The 18,422-nt window shown below is 46.9% G+C and carries 19 protein-coding genes; 8 read left to right on the plus strand and 11 right to left on the minus strand.

Going from position 1 to position 18,422, the window contains the following annotated elements:
- Nucleotides 1–8 precede the first annotated feature (8 nt).
- The 3 genes from D0C16_RS06150 to D0C16_RS06160 form a co-directional block, all read right to left on the minus strand.
- Entirely contained in the window at nucleotides 9–302 is a 294-nt protein-coding gene (locus tag D0C16_RS06150; RefSeq protein ID WP_151031499.1) for a hypothetical protein, read from the minus strand.
- A gap of 50 nt (nucleotides 303–352) precedes the next feature.
- Entirely contained in the window at nucleotides 353–514 is a 162-nt protein-coding gene (locus tag D0C16_RS06155; protein WP_151031500.1) for a DUF1328 domain-containing protein, read from the minus strand.
- A 199-nt stretch (nucleotides 515–713) separates the two neighbouring features.
- Nucleotides 714–1,811, minus strand: coding sequence for an AI-2E family transporter (locus D0C16_RS06160; protein WP_225318924.1), 1,098 nt, complete (start codon nucleotides 1,809–1,811; stop codon nucleotides 714–716).
- 257 nt (nucleotides 1,812–2,068) lie between these two features.
- Here D0C16_RS06160 and D0C16_RS06165 point away from each other — a divergent pair, with 257 nt between their 5' ends.
- From D0C16_RS06165 to D0C16_RS06200, 8 genes are all read left to right on the plus strand, one after another.
- Nucleotides 2,069–2,746, plus strand: coding sequence for a BON domain-containing protein (locus D0C16_RS06165; protein WP_151031501.1), 678 nt, complete (start codon nucleotides 2,069–2,071; stop codon nucleotides 2,744–2,746).
- A gap of 231 nt (nucleotides 2,747–2,977) precedes the next feature.
- Nucleotides 2,978–4,024 (plus strand): PhoH family protein, encoded by a 1,047-nt coding sequence (locus D0C16_RS06170; RefSeq protein ID WP_151031502.1) that lies wholly within the window; start codon nucleotides 2,978–2,980, stop codon nucleotides 4,022–4,024.
- A 1-nt stretch (nucleotide 4,025) separates the two neighbouring features.
- Nucleotides 4,026–4,496, plus strand: coding sequence for an rRNA maturation RNase YbeY (gene ybeY / locus D0C16_RS06175; protein WP_151031503.1), 471 nt, complete (start codon nucleotides 4,026–4,028; stop codon nucleotides 4,494–4,496).
- Between the two features lie 20 nt (nucleotides 4,497–4,516).
- Nucleotides 4,517–5,374, plus strand: a complete 858-nt coding sequence (locus D0C16_RS06180; protein ID WP_191968656.1) for an HlyC/CorC family transporter — start codon at nucleotides 4,517–4,519, stop codon at nucleotides 5,372–5,374.
- A gap of 119 nt (nucleotides 5,375–5,493) precedes the next feature.
- Nucleotides 5,494–7,044 carry an apolipoprotein N-acyltransferase gene (gene lnt / locus D0C16_RS06185; RefSeq protein ID WP_151031504.1) on the plus strand — a complete coding sequence of 517 codons (1,551 nt, stop codon included), beginning with the start codon at nucleotides 5,494–5,496 and terminating at the stop codon, nucleotides 7,042–7,044.
- Between the two features lie 107 nt (nucleotides 7,045–7,151).
- On the plus strand, nucleotides 7,152–8,129 hold the full coding sequence (locus D0C16_RS06190; RefSeq protein ID WP_151031505.1) for a bifunctional transcriptional activator/DNA repair enzyme AdaA: 978 nt from the start codon (nucleotides 7,152–7,154) through the stop codon (nucleotides 8,127–8,129).
- A 45-nt stretch (nucleotides 8,130–8,174) separates the two neighbouring features.
- A complete protein-coding gene (locus D0C16_RS06195; RefSeq protein ID WP_151031506.1) occupies nucleotides 8,175–9,122 on the plus strand; it encodes a DNA-3-methyladenine glycosylase in 948 nt (315 codons plus the stop codon).
- Nucleotides 9,123–9,332: 210 nt separating this feature from the next.
- Nucleotides 9,333–11,465 (plus strand): TonB-dependent receptor, encoded by a 2,133-nt coding sequence (locus D0C16_RS06200; RefSeq protein WP_151031507.1) that lies wholly within the window; start codon nucleotides 9,333–9,335, stop codon nucleotides 11,463–11,465.
- A 21-nt stretch (nucleotides 11,466–11,486) separates the two neighbouring features.
- On the opposite strand, the gene D0C16_RS06205 is transcribed toward D0C16_RS06200, so the two are convergent.
- The 8 genes from D0C16_RS06205 to D0C16_RS06240 form a co-directional block, all read right to left on the minus strand.
- Entirely contained in the window at nucleotides 11,487–12,701 is a 1,215-nt protein-coding gene (locus tag D0C16_RS06205) for an acyltransferase family protein (protein WP_151031508.1), read from the minus strand.
- 42 nt (nucleotides 12,702–12,743) lie between these two features.
- Nucleotides 12,744–13,424 (minus strand): ABC-2 transporter permease, encoded by a 681-nt coding sequence (locus D0C16_RS06210; RefSeq protein WP_151031509.1) that lies wholly within the window; start codon nucleotides 13,422–13,424, stop codon nucleotides 12,744–12,746.
- Nucleotides 13,421–14,305 carry an ABC transporter ATP-binding protein gene (locus D0C16_RS06215; RefSeq protein ID WP_151031510.1) on the minus strand — a complete coding sequence of 295 codons (885 nt, stop codon included), beginning with the start codon at nucleotides 14,303–14,305 and terminating at the stop codon, nucleotides 13,421–13,423. Before D0C16_RS06215 ends, D0C16_RS06210 begins: the two co-directional genes overlap by 4 nt.
- Before the next feature lie 55 nt (nucleotides 14,306–14,360).
- The gene (locus D0C16_RS06220; RefSeq protein WP_151031511.1) at nucleotides 14,361–14,843 is read right to left on the minus strand and encodes a hypothetical protein; all 483 of its coding nucleotides are present in this window, start codon (nucleotides 14,841–14,843) and stop codon (nucleotides 14,361–14,363) included.
- Between the two features lie 30 nt (nucleotides 14,844–14,873).
- The gene (locus D0C16_RS06225; protein ID WP_225318925.1) at nucleotides 14,874–15,251 is read right to left on the minus strand and encodes a GntR family transcriptional regulator; all 378 of its coding nucleotides are present in this window, start codon (nucleotides 15,249–15,251) and stop codon (nucleotides 14,874–14,876) included.
- Nucleotides 15,252–15,428: 177 nt separating this feature from the next.
- Nucleotides 15,429–16,289: an RluA family pseudouridine synthase gene (locus tag D0C16_RS06230; RefSeq protein WP_151031512.1), complete on the minus strand. Its 861-nt coding sequence runs from the start codon at nucleotides 16,287–16,289 to the stop codon at nucleotides 15,429–15,431.
- 122 nt (nucleotides 16,290–16,411) lie between these two features.
- Nucleotides 16,412–16,864 (minus strand): DUF5675 family protein, encoded by a 453-nt coding sequence (locus D0C16_RS06235; RefSeq protein WP_151031513.1) that lies wholly within the window; start codon nucleotides 16,862–16,864, stop codon nucleotides 16,412–16,414.
- Between the two features lie 216 nt (nucleotides 16,865–17,080).
- Nucleotides 17,081–18,136: a peptidoglycan DD-metalloendopeptidase family protein gene (locus D0C16_RS06240; RefSeq protein WP_151031514.1), complete on the minus strand. Its 1,056-nt coding sequence runs from the start codon at nucleotides 18,134–18,136 to the stop codon at nucleotides 17,081–17,083.
- Between the last annotated feature and the right edge of the window lie 286 nt (nucleotides 18,137–18,422).

The raw sequence follows: 18,422 nt of genomic DNA on the forward strand, positions 1-18,422 counted from the left end.
TACGGGGTTTAGTGCCGACTTTGTAATAGGCGTGACACCAACCACCCCGTTGCAAAGGCAACACCAATTGCCACAAGTGGCCTGGCCTTTACTACGTCCTCCGCTTTTGCTTCCAATTCCATAGCCTGCTCCTTACCTGCATTAATGCGGTTTGTTGCCGAGGCGGCGGATGCAGCGCCTATCATGCTAACTGCATCATAAACACCGGAAGTGGCCTCTTTGAATTGGGTAATTGCTTCTGACATAGTAATGTCATTGAGCTTTTCGTTACCCGAATTTTTGAGTGAAGATGTGGTAGCCATAATCATTTCCTCTATGTTAGTAAAGTAGATCGGCAGGGATATCAACTTGGTTATAGGCGCCGCCGTCCGAATAGCAGGGATAGAACAAATAACACAATGAAAATAAAAAATAGTATTTGTGCTATTCCTGAAGCGGCACCTGCAATGCCACCAAACCCCAGCAAACCAGCGATAATTGCAATCACAAAAAACACAATCGAGTAGTACAACATAAAAAACCTCCTTTAAGGGATTACTATGCCTGTAACAATGACCGTGCCAATCTTCCAAAAAATAGCTTTAATCGACTTAAATTCAACTATAACTACTTAATTTTCAATACGTTAAATATATAACTTAAAATACGTGAAAATTATTTCGCAACTAATAAAACTCAATATTTTGAAAATTTTTCAATTTTTAATAATTTTTTTAACACCGCGAAGAACCTGGAGAAACATCAAGAATATTTATCCAACCACCAACTAATCCAATATGGACGGCGAGTATTTTAAAAAAAACTAACATTGGAATTGCAATCAAAATCCCGATAACACCCCATACCCAACCCCAGACAAACATCCACAATACAACCAACAGAGGATTCATATTAAATCGCTTACCTAGCACCGTTGGTGTTACGAATTGCGATTCAAAAAAATTCAACAACAGATAAACCCCGGGAACCATCAGTACGCCCCCTATAGATTCGCATTCTATAAAACCAACCCCTGTAAGAATCACCAATAAGAATAAAGGCCCTAAGTAAGGGGCAAAATTCAACGTTGCAGCTAACGCTCCCCACAGCAAAGGGTCGCCAACCCCTAAGGCAAACATGACCCCAGCGGTAGCCATACCCAAGCCTGCGTTAATAAGAAAAATAACCAGCGCATAATGAGAAATATCATCGCGTACAGTTTGAAAAATAATGACAGTCTTTCGCTTTTCACTAAAGGATGACTGTGCTCGCAGCAAATTGCGCATGAGCGCATCGCCGTATACAAGGAAAAAATACGCAATTACAAACACAACGGTTATCTGAATAACAAACGTCGCGGTAGTTCCTGCCACGGCAGAAAAAGCAGCCACTAACAAGGACTCTGCGACGCTAACCATAGCTCCTTCTACCTCTACGACAGGAAACAAGTAGCTTTTAATTGAATCGAATGATGATGCCAACTCACCTGTAGCAACTGCTATTTTATCGCTTAATTCCGGCAATCGACCTATCCAGTGACTGGCCGGGTCCACTAAAAATACACAAGTCAAGACCATCAAAAAAATAAGTAAACTTATGACAAAGGCGGCTGCGAGTGATCGCGGAAGGCCGGACTTTTCAATAAGCCGGGTTAGCGGACTGGAAAATAATGCGATAAAACCTGCGACAAATATAGGAAGGACCAGCGAGCCACAAAAATATAAGGTATACAAAACAGCTATAACGACAAGAACTTTTAACGCTATAGAAATTGAATGATCAGGCACTTGCCTGAGCTCCCGTAAATCCTTGATATGAACGTGAGTATTCATCGTATTTCTCTCAATTTTTTTAACAACAATATCTACTAGCCATTTTCGTACCAGTTAAAAAAAAGAAATTAAACTTTGTAGCATTTTCAAAAATGCAACCCACATAAAATTTGCATATATTAAAAAAACAATACCTTTTCAACAACTTATCTAATTTTTTTGAGAGCTGGCACAATTTCCGCACTACCCCAAGTGCACGCATAGAAAACTATGCCGCCAACTTAATGAACGCTATTTTTAGCGGAAGGAGAACCACCATGAAATCATTACAATTCAACTCCCTTAAAACTCTATTAAGCGCATTTATTATTGCAACAACAGTCAGCATCACTTCGGCTGCCATTGCGCACGATGCAGAGACGAACATCAATTCCGATAAAAAATCTGCTGCAGAATACTGGGCCGATTTTAAGCAGGACAGCAAACAATCCTGGAAAGATAGTAAAGCAGCATTTAAAGATGGCTGGATTGAAAGCAAGCTGGAGACAGCATTGGTACTGAATAAACATCTTGATGCTTTGGATATAGATATTAATGTCGACAACAACGTCGCCACACTCGGTGGTGAAGTGAACACAGATATTGAAAAGGAACTCGCCGAAAATATTGCACTGGGGATCGAGGGGATCGATTTGGTGAAAAACAATATCAAGGTTACGTCAAAGCCAACTACTGCAGGAGCGCAATCAGTTAGCAGCAATCGTCGTAGCCTCTCGCAATATGTCGACGATGTCTCTACAACAGCGGCGATAAAAACCGAGCTACTGGCATCCAAAAATGTCGAAGGCCTGGAAATTAATGTCGACACCTATAAGGACGTAGTAACCTTGTCGGGCAAAGTGCATACCGGGGCGCAAAAGGATCTCGCACAGGCGATCGCCGCGAAGCAGGATGACGTGAAGAACGTGGTCAATAAGCTGGTAATCAAATCCTAACGCCACCGCCCGGACCAACCTTAGGTTTGCGCCCCGGAATTGGAGGCGATCACGCCCTTCAATTCCGGGGAATGAAACCACTTAAAATACAGCAACTTAAATAACATACTTCACATTTAACAATAAGTTTTGTAACCATTTATCGCTAAGTCCCTGAAATTTATACTTTAACCTCGGGGTTTAATGGTTTAGTCTTACCTTAACTGAAGCTGAAAGAGATCTATACCTGCTTTGAATAGTCACGTCACCTCCGCCCCGGAAACCGTTACCCACCAGCTGAGTCTGGAGCCTGGTGACAGTCGCCGACTCGCGAATCTCAATGGTCTGCTAGGCCAGCACCTGCGCCAGATCGAAGAACGCCTTGATATAGAAATCCGCCACCGCGGTACAGATTTCGAGCTAATCGGTCCTGCCGATACCACTCGCGCGGCCGCCGAACTTTTGCGCAACCTTTACCAACTGACCGAACACGCAGAACTCACCCCGGACGAAGTTCATCTGGCTCTGCAAACCTCAGGTATAGAACAGCTTATGCAGCAACTTGATCAAACCGAAGCGCAGGCCTTTCCAGCTGACGCCAGGGAAGTAGACGCCGATGAAGGCATTACGCTGATACGCACCAAGAAGTGCACAATTAAACCGCGCGGTTTAAACCAGCAACGCTATGTGCGAGCAGTACAAAAACACGATATCAACTTTGGTATTGGCCCGGCCGGTACTGGTAAAACCTACCTCGCGGTAGCTTGCGCGGTAGAAGCCTTGTTAAAGAATGAAATCGAGCGCATATTGCTGGTTCGCCCGGCGGTAGAAGCCGGCGAAAAGCTGGGCTTTTTACCGGGTGATCTGGCCCAGAAAGTCGACCCCTATTTGCGCCCTCTCTACGATGCCCTATTTGAAATGTTGGGCTTCGATACTGTTGGCAAACTTATGGAGCGCGGTGTTATTGAGGTAGCCCCACTCGCCTTTATGCGCGGCCGAACCCTGAACAACTCGTTCGTTATCCTCGACGAGAGCCAGAACACTACCCGGGAACAAATGAAAATGTTCCTGACCCGGATAGGCTTCGGCACTACCGCTGTCATCACCGGTGACCCGACACAAATCGACTTACCGCGCGGCATGGCCTCAGGCCTGCGCCACGCCATCGAGGTGCTGGATAACGTTAACGGCATCAGCTTTACCCACTTTACGTCAAAAGACGTAGTGCGCCATCCGATTGTGCAGCGCATTGTAGAAGCCTACGATGCCTACGAGCAGAAGCAACCGAAAGCCGATTGATATGTACCAGATAGACATAGAAACCAACACCAGCAGCGAGAAGCTCCCATCGACTGCTGCGTTGGAAAGCTGGATTAGCGCTGCATTAAAAAGCCAGGAACTGGTAGAGGCAGAAGTCAGTCTGTATATCGTTGACGAAGCGGAAAGCCAGGAATTGAACGCGCAGTATCGCGGTAAGGATAAGCCAACCAATGTGCTTTCCTTCCCTGCTGATATCCCGGAAGAAGTTGGAGTTCCCTTGCTGGGCGATCTGGTGGTTTGCGCCCCGGTTGTTGAGCGCGAAGCGCAAGAGCAAGGCAAGACACTGGAGGCCCATTGGGCCCACATGCTGATACACGGCAGTTTGCACCTACTCGGTTATGATCATATCGAGGACGATGAGGCTGATGTTATGGAAGCACTGGAAACTGAAATCATCACCGGGCTGGGTTTTCCTGCCCCCTATCAAGATAATCTCACTGCTGAAGAATAAAGACCTTGGGAACTATCATCATGTCGGACGAATATCCGAGTAGCACCACCACCGAAAAACACGAACGCTCTTGGCTGGATAAACTTCTACACGCTTTTAGCGCCGAGCCAAAGTCGCGCGACGAACTGATGGAGATCATCAAAGATGCCGCTGACAATCAACTTCTGGATCAAGAAGCCTTAAGTATTATCGAAGGCGCGCTAGACGTGTCATCACTCCAAGCGCGGGAAATCATGGTGCCGCGTTCACACATCGTTGCCATCCGTATCGAAGACTCCCCACAAGAATATCTGCCCAAAATTATTGAATCCGGTCATTCACGCTTCCCCGTTATCGGTGAAAATATCGATGATGTACGCGGCATTTTGCTGGCAAAAGATCTACTGCCACTCGCATTAAAAGGTACCGACAATTTTAATATCGAAACCATTTTGCGTCCGGCTAACGTAGTACCCGAAAGCAAACGTGTGAATGTATTACTTCGCGAATTTCGGGAAAACCGCTATCACATGGCGCTGGTGATGGACGAGTACGGTGGTATTACCGGCCTGCTGACCATTGAAGATATTCTGGAAGAGATCGTTGGCGAAATTGAAGATGAAACCGACGAGGAAGAAGAGACTTCCGACTTCATCAAACGCGTGAGCGAAAATGATTATATCGTTAAAGCCTTAACCTCAATTGAGAGTTTTAACGAATTTTTCAACACCGAATTTAGCGATGAAGATTTCGATACTATCGGCGGCATTCTGATGCAGGAATTCGGTCACTTGCCCAAGCGCAATGAAATTGTACAACTGGACAATATGCAGTTCCGCGTGCTCTACGCCGACAATCGCCAGATCCATTTGTTGCGCTTAACTATTTTGAATGATTAACACCTGATTTTTTAAGTGGTAATCATTGAGCTTCCCTGACGGGAAACGGATTCGAAACACTGCTTTCATTTTAAAATCCCGCCCTCCGGCGGGATTTTTTTAAACTACAAGAAAATATTATGTCCGAAAAAATTCTCGCCCTTCCCAACAAATTCGCACTATTAATCGCAATATTTAGCGGAGCCTTAATTACCTTCAGCTTTGCACCGTTTAATATTTGGCCATTGGCGATTGTCAGTTTGATAGCCTTCGGTCTTTTATTAAAAGAACAGGATTTTAAACAGATACTCTGGCGCAGCTTTGCCTTTGGGGTTGGTTTTTACGGCGCCGGCATCCACTGGATCTACACCAGCATCCACAATTTCGGCGGTGCATCACCACTGCTTGCTGCGCTGCTGGTATTTATTTTTGCCTGTTTTATGGCGCTAATATTTTGCATTCCATTTTACGCTTACGCTAAATGGTTTAACTACCATCGTTTCGCACTCACCTTGGCATTCCCCGCCTGCTGGATGCTAGGCGAATGGATACGCACCTGGTTACTCACCGGCTTCCCCTGGTTATTTTTAGGTTACGCTCATTTGGATACCTGGCTTGCAGGCTGGGCACCCGTCAGCGGGGTCGTCAGCATCAGCTTTTTACTTGCACTCACTGCTGGCGTTATTGCCGAGTGGATATGGACTAACACACGCGAACCGAAAAAAAATATTTCACTAATCTTCTTAACAAGTCTCGCGGCTTCCGCCTGGCTTATCGGCGCTGGCTTAAAGACTGTTACCTGGGCCGAACCGGATACCAAACCTATAACCGTTGCCATGGTGCAACCCAATATCGATCAGGGAACGAAATTGAGTTTTGATGAAGAAAGCACCATCAATGCGCTCAACCAATTGCGTGATCTGAGCAAGGACTTATGGAACAACAATTGGGTGGTCTGGCCAGAGGCGGCAATCCCAACGTCGCTAACGTTTCACGAAGCGCTTCCCTTCCTCGAAGAAATGAATAAACAAGCGGCGCTGAATGAATCGGCACTGTTTACGGGTGTCATTTATGACGATCAAGACAAGCAAAAATTCTACAATTCTATTGTTGGTCTAGGAAACGGCTACGGCTTTTATCATAAGCGCCGCTTGGTACCCTTTGGTGAATATTTGCCATTTCCCAATCAATTGCGCGGCCTGATCGATTTTTTTGACTTGCCAACCTCATTTATTCATTTGGGGCCACAAGAACAACACGGGTTAATTGCCAATGGCGTACGTATTACACCAGCAGTCTGCTATGAAATTGTTTACCCGGATTTAATCGCCAACGCCGCCAAAGAAACCCAGGTATTGTTAAACGTAAACAACCTCGGCTGGTTTCTGGACTCCATCCAATCAAAGCAATTTATGCAGATGGCACAAATGCGCGCATTGGAAACCGGTCGTTACCTTGTTTACTCCACCAACAATGGCCCCAGCGCGATTATCGATAACAAAGGCAACATCCTCAGCCACAGCGATTCATTCAAAGCGCAGACATTCACCGGCACCATTTACGCGGTAAAAGACTCAACGCCCTTTATGATTGTAACCAGCGGCCCGGTGGTGTTATTGGGTACCCTGATACTCCTGGCGTTAGCCGCACCGCAGATTCTGCGCAAACCGAAAGATGCCGGGGTTCAATAGGCGGATAGAGTCAGGCATTAACTATTTCGAATGTGATAGCAAGATTTGGGCTGCCACCTGGCGCGATAAGGGATAAAGTTAATCGGTATTCACAACTCAACCCTGCCATGACAAACACTACATCAACACTCAATAGTTCACCGCGAACCAACAATCAGGATGAACAGCGTTGGCAGCAACTGGCCGACACCAACGCTGATGGACGTTTCGTTTACGCGGTGATTACCACCGGCATTTACTGCCGCCCTGGCTGCCCTTCGCGCGCGCCCAAACGCGACAATGTCCGATTTTTTAATACGTCAGCTGATGCGGAAGTAGCTGGCTTCCGCGCCTGCAAGCGCTGCCGCCCGCAGGCAGTTTCAGCCGATGCCGCGTTAACAGAGCGCATTACGCGCCTGTGTCGTTATATTGAAACAGCCACACATGAACCGTCACTGGAAGAGTTGGCAAACTACGCAGGCATCAGCGCCTACCATTTGCAGCGTCAATTTAAAGGGCTAACCGGTGTTAGCCCCAAGGCATATGCCAAAGCCCATCACCAGCAAATAGATACCTCAACACGCGAGAAAAAAGTATCTGCAAGACAGATCCATTTTGCTTGCGGTGATTGTTCGCTAGGAAAATTCCTGGTCGCCCGCAGTGAAAAAGGTATTTGCGCAGTCTTATTGGGCGACACCCAACAGGAGCTGACCAGCGATTTACTCAAACGCTTTTCTACCACGGAATTTCGTCATAGCGAGCAAGATGTTGCTGAACAACTTCAACAGCTAGTGCAATTGATTGAACACCCGCAACAGACTTTGCAATTACCGCTGGATATTCGCGGCACGTTATTTCAACAGAAAGTGTGGCAAGCCTTGCGCGCAATTCCCGTTGGAGAAACACGCAGCTACAGTGATATTGCCGAGGCAATTGGCTCTCCAAAAGCAATACGTGCAGTTGCCGGTGCCTGCGCCGCCAATTCAATTGCCATTGTTATTCCCTGTCACCGGGTGGTGCGTAGCGACGGCAACCTATCCGGCTATCGCTGGGGTATCGAACGAAAAAGAATTTTGTTGCAGCGCGAAACTGACAGAAAGAATTGACCAGGCAATACGGAGAAAAAAATAGTTTTATGGGAAAACCTTTTTATGAAAACGACCCTGAAAATTACCCTACCCGATAATTTTCGGCGGGGGGATTTTTTATCCTTTCATCAACGCGACGCTCACATGCTCGCCGAGCGATGGGACACCAACACTCTGTACAAAGGAATTATGTGGGGAACCCTGCCCGCCGCTTTGCAATTTAGCTTTGGCACCGGCAAACAATTGCAGGTGTCACTGGAGATAGATTCTGGCCGCAAAAAAATTGACGAAGAGAACACCAAGTTGCGCTTGCGCCAACTTGCACGGCACATGCTGGGGCTCAACCAATCTACCGCCGAATTTGAGGCCTTTGCAGCCAGTAATACCGAACTAAAAAATCTAGTCGCTCATCAACCCGGTTTACGAGTCCCTCAGTCTGCATCACCATTCGAAGCACTGAGCTGGGCAATTACCGGGCAGCAAATCAGCCTTGGGGCCGCCATTTCCCTGCGCCGAAAATTAATTCAGCGTGCGGGAATCGCGCATTCATCAGGCGTTATTTGCCACCCGGGCCCGGAGCAAATTCTCACACTGGACCACACAGATTTACGCGCGTGCAGTTTTTCCACCAGCAAAGCAACGACCCTATTAAATCTTGCACAGCTTATTCACGCGGGAAGTTTACCCGTACAACAATGGCTGGACGATTCCTTGGCAGGGCAACCATTCGCCGCAGAAGATATTTACCAGCAACTCATTGCGGTACGCGGCATTGGCCCCTGGACAATCCATTACGCATTATTGCGTGGTTTTGGCTGGCTGGATGGTTCACTGCATGGCGACGTGGCGGTACGCCGCAATTTGCAGCGCTTACTTACCGAGCAGAATAAATTTTCCGGTGAAGAGAAAATTTCAGAAATACAAACACAAGAATGGCTCGCTAGATTTTCGCCCTGGCGAGCCCTGGTTGCCGCCCATTTGTGGGCAATGCAAAAAAGCGATGGCTATTAAGAATATTTAGTTGCGGCATTTTTGTTCTCTCGAACAATAAAATATCCCGCCCCCGAAACACCGGTCAACTGGTCGTCAGTCCAAATGGTGGTATCTCAAATGCACCCATCGTTCAACCGCCCGAGGAGCGCGCTCAGAAATTAGTATTTATACTGAAATCACCTGCTATGCTTAAAGCCAATACGCACAAAAACCGGGGCATAGTAAGGAATGAGACAAGGGTATTTCCGCAGAAGCAGTTTGGCTATCGCCTGTGGAATTTTTAGCCTTCCGTCCTGCACAGCCCTGGCGGCGATAGAAACTGCCGATATTTATGACCTGTCGCTAGAAGAGTTGTTGCAGGTCAATATCTCCACCAACCGCGCACCCGCTGACTCCAAAGCCCTCTCGTTTAAAGTCACGGTAATTACCGAGCAGGAAATCCGCCAACAACTCGCATTGGGTTTTAGCACCAGCCAGGTGTTGGCAAACCTGGTTCCCAGTTTTGCACCGGCGCGGCAAAAGCTGAGCGTTCAGGGGGAGACCCTGCGTGGAGGTTCGCCGCTGATCATGATTGACGGTATACCCCAAAGCAATCCACTGCGCGATGTCTCGCGCGATGGCCATGTGATTGATTTGGAGATGGTAAAGAGTATCGAGGTGATCTACGGCGCTAATGCTATGCAAGGCATGGGAGCCACCGGCGGCATTATTAATTTCATCACCCATGACACCAGTGATACATCTGGCAGCCGCTTATCCAGTACGGTGAATTTCAGTGATCACCCATCCAGCGACACCCGGGGCTACAAGCTTGGCTTTATGCACAACGCCGTCTTAGGCCCCAGCGCGGTATTAGTGGCGGGCACACTGGAAGAACAAGGCTTATTTCAGGATGGCAACGGCAAACCAATCGGGCTGGAACAAATTCAAGGCGATATTCAGGATACGTGCAGCCGGGATCTGTTCCTTAAAGCCAGCCATCGCCAGGGCCAGCACGAATTTGAATTCACCGTTAATGATTATGAAATAAAAAGTCACGGCAAATTTCTAGTGGTGCCCGGCAATACTCTATCAGGCCAGCTTACATCGATAAAAGCAGGCGAAACTCAAGGCACTCCGCCTGGGAACCGAGTCAAAAATGTTGCCGTTGATTATCGCAACAGCGAACTATTAGGCGGCGAAATTTCCGCAAAAGTATTCTGGCAAGAATTTGCAGCGACCTTTGGTGCGACCAATACCGCCATTTTTCAGGACGCAAAACTAGGCCCTAATCTGTACGACCAATCGCAGATGCACTCAGAAAAATACGGTACAAAATTGAGTTTTTACACCGCACAACTAGCAGATACACTGTTGGATTTAACCGCCGGACTGGATTTACTCGATGACAAAAACAGCCAACCACTGTTGATGACAAAGCGTATCTGGTCACCGGAAATGCATTTCCGCAATCAATCACCTTTTTTACAAGGCGATTATCATTTCACCGAAAAATTCACGCTGAACGCAACAATCAGGCGCGAGCTGGCCAAGCTCAGCGTAAATGATTTTCAAACCATCGCCACCAGCGGCAACACCCTGGTGAGCGGTGGCGAACTGGAATTTAACGAAACCATCTATAACCTGGGCGCAATTTACCAATTAACACCACAATTAAACCTGCTGTTTAATGATGGTGAAGGCTTTGGTATGCCTGACGCGGGGCGCGAACTGCGCGCTATCAATAAACCCGGATTAAACATTGAAGACATATTTTCCGTATCACCACTGCTAACACGCAATCGCGAATGGGGTTTGTTCCATGCGTCCAACCGCTGGCAGGGGCAACTTAGTTATTTTCAATCGGAAACCAAACACGGCAATCAGTTGCAATTGGTAGATGGTGTTTATCGATTAAATCGTCGACCCAGTAAAACCAGCGGCTGGGAGCTTAGCAGTCGCTGGCAAGTGTTTGATAACACGCAATTAAAATTGTTGTACGCCGACACTCAGGGTGAATTCGATAGCAACGGCGATGGTAATTTGGACAGCGATCTGACCGCGCTGGATATTCCACCACGCCGTTTCGTAGTGAGTTGGTCACAACAATGGCCGCAACAATGGACATCACACATTCAATGGACGAATGACGCATCGCGCGATTTCCAAACTCGTGGTGCCACCACCGCAAGCTTCGCAGGTTACAACTTGCTGGATGCAAGTTTCGCGCGAACATCTCGCTGGGGCGATTTTTCAATCGGCATCGCCAATATTACCAATCGCCAGTACACGACTTACTTCACGCAGGTGGTGCAGCGCAATGATCGCTTTTTTGCCGGGCAAGGGCGCAGTTTCCATCTGCAATACCGCATCAACTTCTAATTTTCCCAACCATACTATCAGCTATTTTTTCTTGCCGTTCAGCATCCAACCAATCGGCGTCCAGCGCACCAACAACACATAACTGGCCACCCCGATGATCAGGGTAAGCCCCAATGACACTACAAACTTACTCAACCAATTCCACTCCTGATCCATTAACTGGTATTGCAAGGCAAATAACAATGGGACGTGGATAATATAAATCCAGTAAGAACTGTCCGCCATAAAACGCATACTGCGACTCGGCGTATTTAAAAAGCGCTTTCCTAGCACCAGACAGACCAATGTCATACATACCGCTACAAAAGCCTCACAGAGTTTCAACACAATATGAGTGGTGAACTCCGTTGGTGGTGCGGGGACGATAATTTTTTCAGGGATGAAGTGAAAATAGATGGCGTACAGCAATAGGCTTCCCAACAATAAGTACACCCAGTAAGCATTAAATTGTTCAAGGAAATTATCACGGTGAAATATCCAATAGCCGGCAGCAAAAAATAATCCGAAAAAGCCAAAGGCCCACAGCTGTGGTAAAAAGCTGTCTGGCGCCGGCAGCGGCGATGACACCAATAACAGCCCTGGCAAGAGCATTAACGGAGCGAACACCACAAAAACCAGCGGTTTGATGGCATTAAATTTTTTACAAACCCAACTCCAATCCAGATAACTCAAGGCCCAGGTTAAGAAGTACAGAAACACCAGCACATACAAAAACCATAAATGCATAGTGGTTGGTGGTGGCTGAGGCGGCGCGTCCGCCGGGTTTGCAAGGGCATTGGCAATCATCAGCAATACCGGCGATTTATTTTCCACAGTGTGCACCGCCGCCAACAGAGGTGCGGCCACTGCCCACAAACATAAGGGCATAAAAATAACAAATGGCAAGAGAACGCGTTTTGCACGGTTACCAATAAACCCTTTCATTCCGCGTTTAGCAACCAGGTAAGCTGCAAAGAAACCGGCAATTAAAAAGAACAAAGGCATGCGAAATAAATGCATAAAAAAGCCCACTACATCCACCAAGGGTGACTGCTGGCTATCGGCCGAGAGCCAATAGGTGTTTAACATAGGGCTATAAGCCAAAGCCGCGTGAAAAAACACGCCGGCGATCATCGCTAGCGCACGCAAATTATCAAGATAATGCAACCGCTGCTGCAACGCTTTTTCAGCGGATTGAGTAGCCACTAATGGTGTGCCCGATGGTTCGTGCAGGCGTGACTCGGCTGTGGAATCCATATCCGTCCCCTTGAAAATACAACCCAAGTCTGGGCCAGAAAATTACAGGAAAGTTTCTTTGCGTGCCTGCGAATAAAAAGCAGCTAGTATCGCAACAACTATAAGTGCTAATAAACAGGCGATGATACTAATCGCTGTGCTGTTCCAGTGAGGCTCTGGAGACCATACATACTGTGCAATATCCGGAACACGGAAAATAATGTAAAACATGGGCCCGATCAGGCAATTGGTAAATACCATTACAAAGAGCACGACACCTTCTGATTCACTAATCATGCCTACAGACCAGGTAAGGCAATAGCACAGCATAAAATACAGTGCGCCAATAATCGTTATCGGCAAAATACCATCAGGAATAGGTGTCAATAAAAACACCGCAATAGTCGCGCTTACAACAACACCCCAGGGAATGACAAACAGGGTCATATTGGCAATTAATTTCGCAACCACATAATCACTTGGCGCTATCGGCAAGCTCATAATAAGCGGCAAGGTCTGCTCTTTGCGCTCGTTGATGATCGTATTGGTTAACTGGTGATTACCCAAACCAATAACCATACTAAAGAGCAAGGTTGTCCCCATAACAAATTGCCACTCACCCAAACTGATAAAGCTCAATGCCAGAAGCGCGCCTGTCATATAGAGTGCAATTAATTTACGGAGTAAATACCAATCCTTGTGGATTAATATTTTTACTATTGGTGCATTGAGTGAGTAGTTCATGAATGTACTCCCGATCTTACTGTGGCCACAAATATTTTCTCCAGCGACATAGGTTCCACGCTGGAAATACTTGCCCCCTGCTCATGCAAACGCTCAACAACAGAATCCTGAAATTGATTCACTACCAACTCAAACAGCGAACCGTTTTGCTTTACCTTTACCAAACCAGGCACTACCAACTTGTTAGTATCCAGATTGCCGGTAAATAAAATTCGCCGCCAGCGATCCAGATAGGTTTCTTTATCTTGCGAATCCAGCAGTTTTCCTTTGTGTAAAAAACTAATCGAATCAGAGAGCTGTTCAACGTCCTGGGTGTTGTGCGACGAAAACAACACACTTCGCTCTTCATCGCGCAAAATATCCGCCAATTCCGATAGCACCTCTTCACGGGCAACCGGATCCAGCCCGGTAGTTGGTTCATCCAGCACCACCAGTTTCGGGCGCCGCGCCAACACCAGTAGCAAACCCGCTTTAACACGCTGCCCGTGGGAAAAACCCTTGGTCTTTTGATCCGCGTTTAAATCAAATATTCGCAGCAAATGATCAGCATAGAGCGGGTCCCACGCAGGGTAAATGGATTGAATAAACCCCATATGCCAGCGCAGAGTTTCATTTTTATACAAGCGCATATCGTCCGAGGCAAAGCCAATTTGCTCTTTTACTGTCACTTGTTGTTGCGGTAACGCACAGCCCAACACATTGACATTACCCGAATCCGGCTTAACCAAGCCCATCAGCAAACGCATAGTGGTAGATTTACCGGCACCATTGATGCCCACCAATCCCATCACCTGCCCTTGCGGTAATTGCAAACTCAGGTTATCCAGATAAAAATCTGAATAGCGTTTGCAAACCTTATGAAACTCAATGGCGTTTTGCATTTTTCACTCCCGCGAAAATTGTCTGCAAATCAGTTCTAAATCGAAACTCGCTGGATCAAGGTAATTGATAAGCGAGTTTTACTGTGCAAGGAAATTCACCTTCCTTGTCGGTGCCAGCACAGGAATATGCGCCATCGCCCCGAATATTTTTGAATTTCCCTGTACCTCCGATAATTTCATCAACGCCACTCCACTCACCTTCTGCAGCGCTCGTTCCCTCATATTGAATAAAAATCTTGTCGCCCTCTTTATCTTCATAGCTGCAGAAGCCAACGGATTTATTAACCTTCTCATGGGTAAATACAGAGAATGAACACGCCGACTTACCCATGTGCATGAGGCCTTTTTGCTGCTCGTTAAAGGTCACACCGGTAATGGTTCCGTGGGTGTACTCATCGTTATATTTCGTGCTTGAAGTACCTTTATTAATGGCTTGCAGATTAATAGTTCCCGTTTTAGGTAAAGCCTCGGCAGCCACAACACTGCCGCAACTTGCCAATAGGATTCCGCTAATCCACTTCACTATTCTGTTACGCATACAAACTCCTGTTCCTGTTAATTTTGCTGATCAATCGTCTATCAGCGCTTTTTTAACCTGCGCCAGTATTTGGTTATCGCTCATCCCCAGTGCCCTGCCCGCGCCAATTAATCCAGCGATGTATTTATCCAACTCCGCCTCTCCCAGCGCCTTTTGCACATCCATCACATCAGCAACAAAAGACCCCCGCCCCGCCTGGGTGACAATCACACCTTCCGCTTCCAGCTCGGTGTAAGCGCGCTTAACCGTAATCACACTTACTTTAGTTGCCACACTTAATTCACGAATCGACGGCAAAGGGTGGCCCGCGGGCCAATCACCCACCCGAACTTTTTGTTTGATTTGCTCCATGATTTGCAAGTACATGGGCCGACTATCTTGTTGCGAAAGAAACAACGCTTCAGTCACGCAACCTCCAACTGTATATATACGATATGAACAGTATACACAGATATACACAGTTAGCAAGTGTGTATATCGCCCCTCCCTCTTACCGACAAGGAACGAACTTTTATCCCCCCAAAAAAATGCCCCGCAAACGCGGGGCAATGAAGAGCAGATAAAAATATAAATGCGGTTCAAACATTATCGTCGCTGGTTCATAAGCACAAAAAAATCAGCCGGCGCCGGAGTTCCGAACGATAATTCCTTGCCATTTTTTGGGTTAATAATTTTTAAGGATAATGAATGCAGCCCCATGCGCACACCCGCAGTACCGTAACGCTGATCTCCAACGATTGGATAACCAAGCCAGGATAAGTGCGCGCGTATTTGATGCTGGCGCCCAGTATCAATTTGCACACGCAGAAGTGTTCGACTGCCGTTAGTGCGCTCCGTTGTAAAGTGAGTAATTGCAGGCTTTGCATCCGGGTGAGCGCCGACATGCATGCGATACTCCTCATCATCTGCACGTAACGGCTGATCGATGGTTCCTTCGGCTGGGCTCGGGCAACCCTCCACAATGGCCAAATAGGTTTTTTCTGCTTTATCCCATTTTGCCATCACGGCTTCACGCATTTCACGTGAAGTGGCAAATAACAATACGCCTGAAGTGTCCCGGTCAATACGATTCACCGGCCACAATTTTACTGCTTGGGAGCGACGTGATAGTTGGTTACGTAAAATTGCCAACGCGTGTTGTTGAGTTTCTTTGGTGGTACCGACGGATAACAACCCTGCCGGTTTATTAATCGCAATAATGTCACGATCAGAATATAAAATTTCCAATTGCGATGGTGTGCTGTTTGTCGTTTTAGCCGCAGCACCAACTTCAACCACATCACCCACGTTGAGCGCGTAATCATGTTGCGTGATGACTGTACCGTTCACACTGACGCAACCACCTTGCAAACGCTGTTTAATTTTACTGCGCGCCCAACCAGGAAGCCGCTCAGCGAGAAACACCAATAACTTCGCAGGTTCCTTAACCTGTAACTTTTCAGACATGACCATTCGCTCTAACAATTAATATGCCCAGTTTAACCATCTTAGTCATAGTTTGCCTGCGAAATTACAACCAATTAAAACTACTGCGTGCGTTATTCGCTACATATAACAATATGAACAAACTATCTGTCGTTATCCTCAAGAGTTATAGAGAGTGACCCATTTTTTGCGGCGCCAACCACTAACGGATAGAGTTTACGATATGCAATGCTGCTACTGGATACGGACATATTTTCAGGGTCAGTATGAGCGCTTGTTCCAACCAACAGGCAGCCTTCTGTGTCCGTATGGGTATTTCCACAATGAATCAGAATGTCGGTGAACCCCGGAACCTCTAATACCTCGAGCATTCCTTCGTGTTGAATATCCTTAAACCGCTCTATGTACTGTTGATGATGTTTTCCGCGGGTTCGTAAAGCAACCTTATACGTGCCTGCGGGAATTCGTGTTTCTTTGAGTACTTTGATTGCCCTAAATTCGTCTTCAAGCCCAAAACAAACAAAGCGTTGATCCACAGAAATATGGCTTATTGTTGATTCACTGTCTGAAATAAATCTATCTACGATTATCTTCATGGTATCTCCTTTATCGATGTATTTTTTATACAGCATTGGCAAACAATCTGAAACTTCATACCCGTCAATTTATAACAAGAACTGACCTACCCTAAGATTATCGAGTCAATTCAGAATCCACCACCCCCTAAAATGGGGGTACTTGAATACTACCCCCAAACAAAAGGGCGACCACTTGGGCCGCCCTCTGTAACATATCAAACGTTTGTTAAAAAATTACTTGCGCCAGATTCCTGTGTACACTGAACCGCAATACCACCAGCCAGTGCGGGTATAACCCTGGTTAGCTAAAGTATTGGATTTGCTGTTGAAGCTGCTCAACGACATACCGAAGTAGGCATACCATGAACCACTCGCTGGAATCCAGGTGGTGTTGTAAATCTGGCCACCATCAGTACAAGGGAAAGTATCCATCATCACACCTGAATCGGCAAAGTGGTTGAACCAGGCTTGCATACGCTCATCAGGGATATTGTTAACAGTCCAGTAACCAACTGAGTGCGGTGCCCACACCATAACCTCGCCGTTGGGCAACTTATTACCATTTAACAACGTCCAGGGGCCATTCACAGAAGCGGTTTGATTGGTGTAAGGCGTGGTCTGTCCGTGGTCGAAATTGATATCAACGGCACTACCCCCGCTAGTTTGCACATGCACATGCAGATGTGGGCCAGATGAATTGCCATTATTACCTACCTTACCCAATACCTGCCCTTTGGTAATACGCGCACCGTTAGTGACTTTCCCCGCGTTGGTCCAGACTGCGCCAATCTCAGGGGTTGGCAAATAAGTGGCATTGTGTGGGCACAGGTTAGTTGGGATTGAGCCAGGCTGGGCATGGGCATAGAGTGCATAATTGCCATCATCCTGCAGAACCCACAAGTGGTTACCGCCGTAACCGATATAGCCTTCAGCCAGCTTGGCATGATTGGAGCCGGGGGTATTTTCCGGTGCGTTACGCCAGCAACCTACTACAGTACCTGAATCCATCGCCCGAATGTTTGCACCGTAGACGATGTAACTGGAGTTCAAATTAGTGGGAGATGCGTCGGTCTTCAACTGTGACCACTTACCACTGCCAGTATGGCGACGAGCCACGATATCCTTGGCGGCGGCCTGTGCACCACCCGACCAGTGAGTCGTAGTGGTATAGCGATAATTCAGGTTGATGTCGTCTGCGCGCAGTGGGAAATCCGAGGCTAGTGAACAAACGGAAACCAATGCTGAAGCAGAAACAAGTACAACACGAGCGAGAGTATTAAATGCGTTCATGGCAAATGTCCTTTTAAATCAAAAAATGAGTGAGTGATTTGAAACTGACGCACCGGGTTAACCTCATGTCAACACACGACTGCCAGATCCGGTAAGCGCTGTATTTGCAACGCTATGGTGGCCATTTTACGGGGATTAAATTGAGAAAATAGTCGCCATTCGCGGAGAGTTTTGTGCGCCATTGGCTGGGAAGTAATTTACGCACTTGGCGGAGGTGAATTTGTCACAAAAACGCTGTGCTATCTGCAACAGTTAATTGGTTATTAGGTTTTCATCAAAAAAAAAC

This window comes from Cellvibrio sp. KY-GH-1 (genome assembly GCF_008806975.1).
Classification (GTDB): Bacteria; Pseudomonadota; Gammaproteobacteria; order Pseudomonadales; family Cellvibrionaceae; genus Cellvibrio.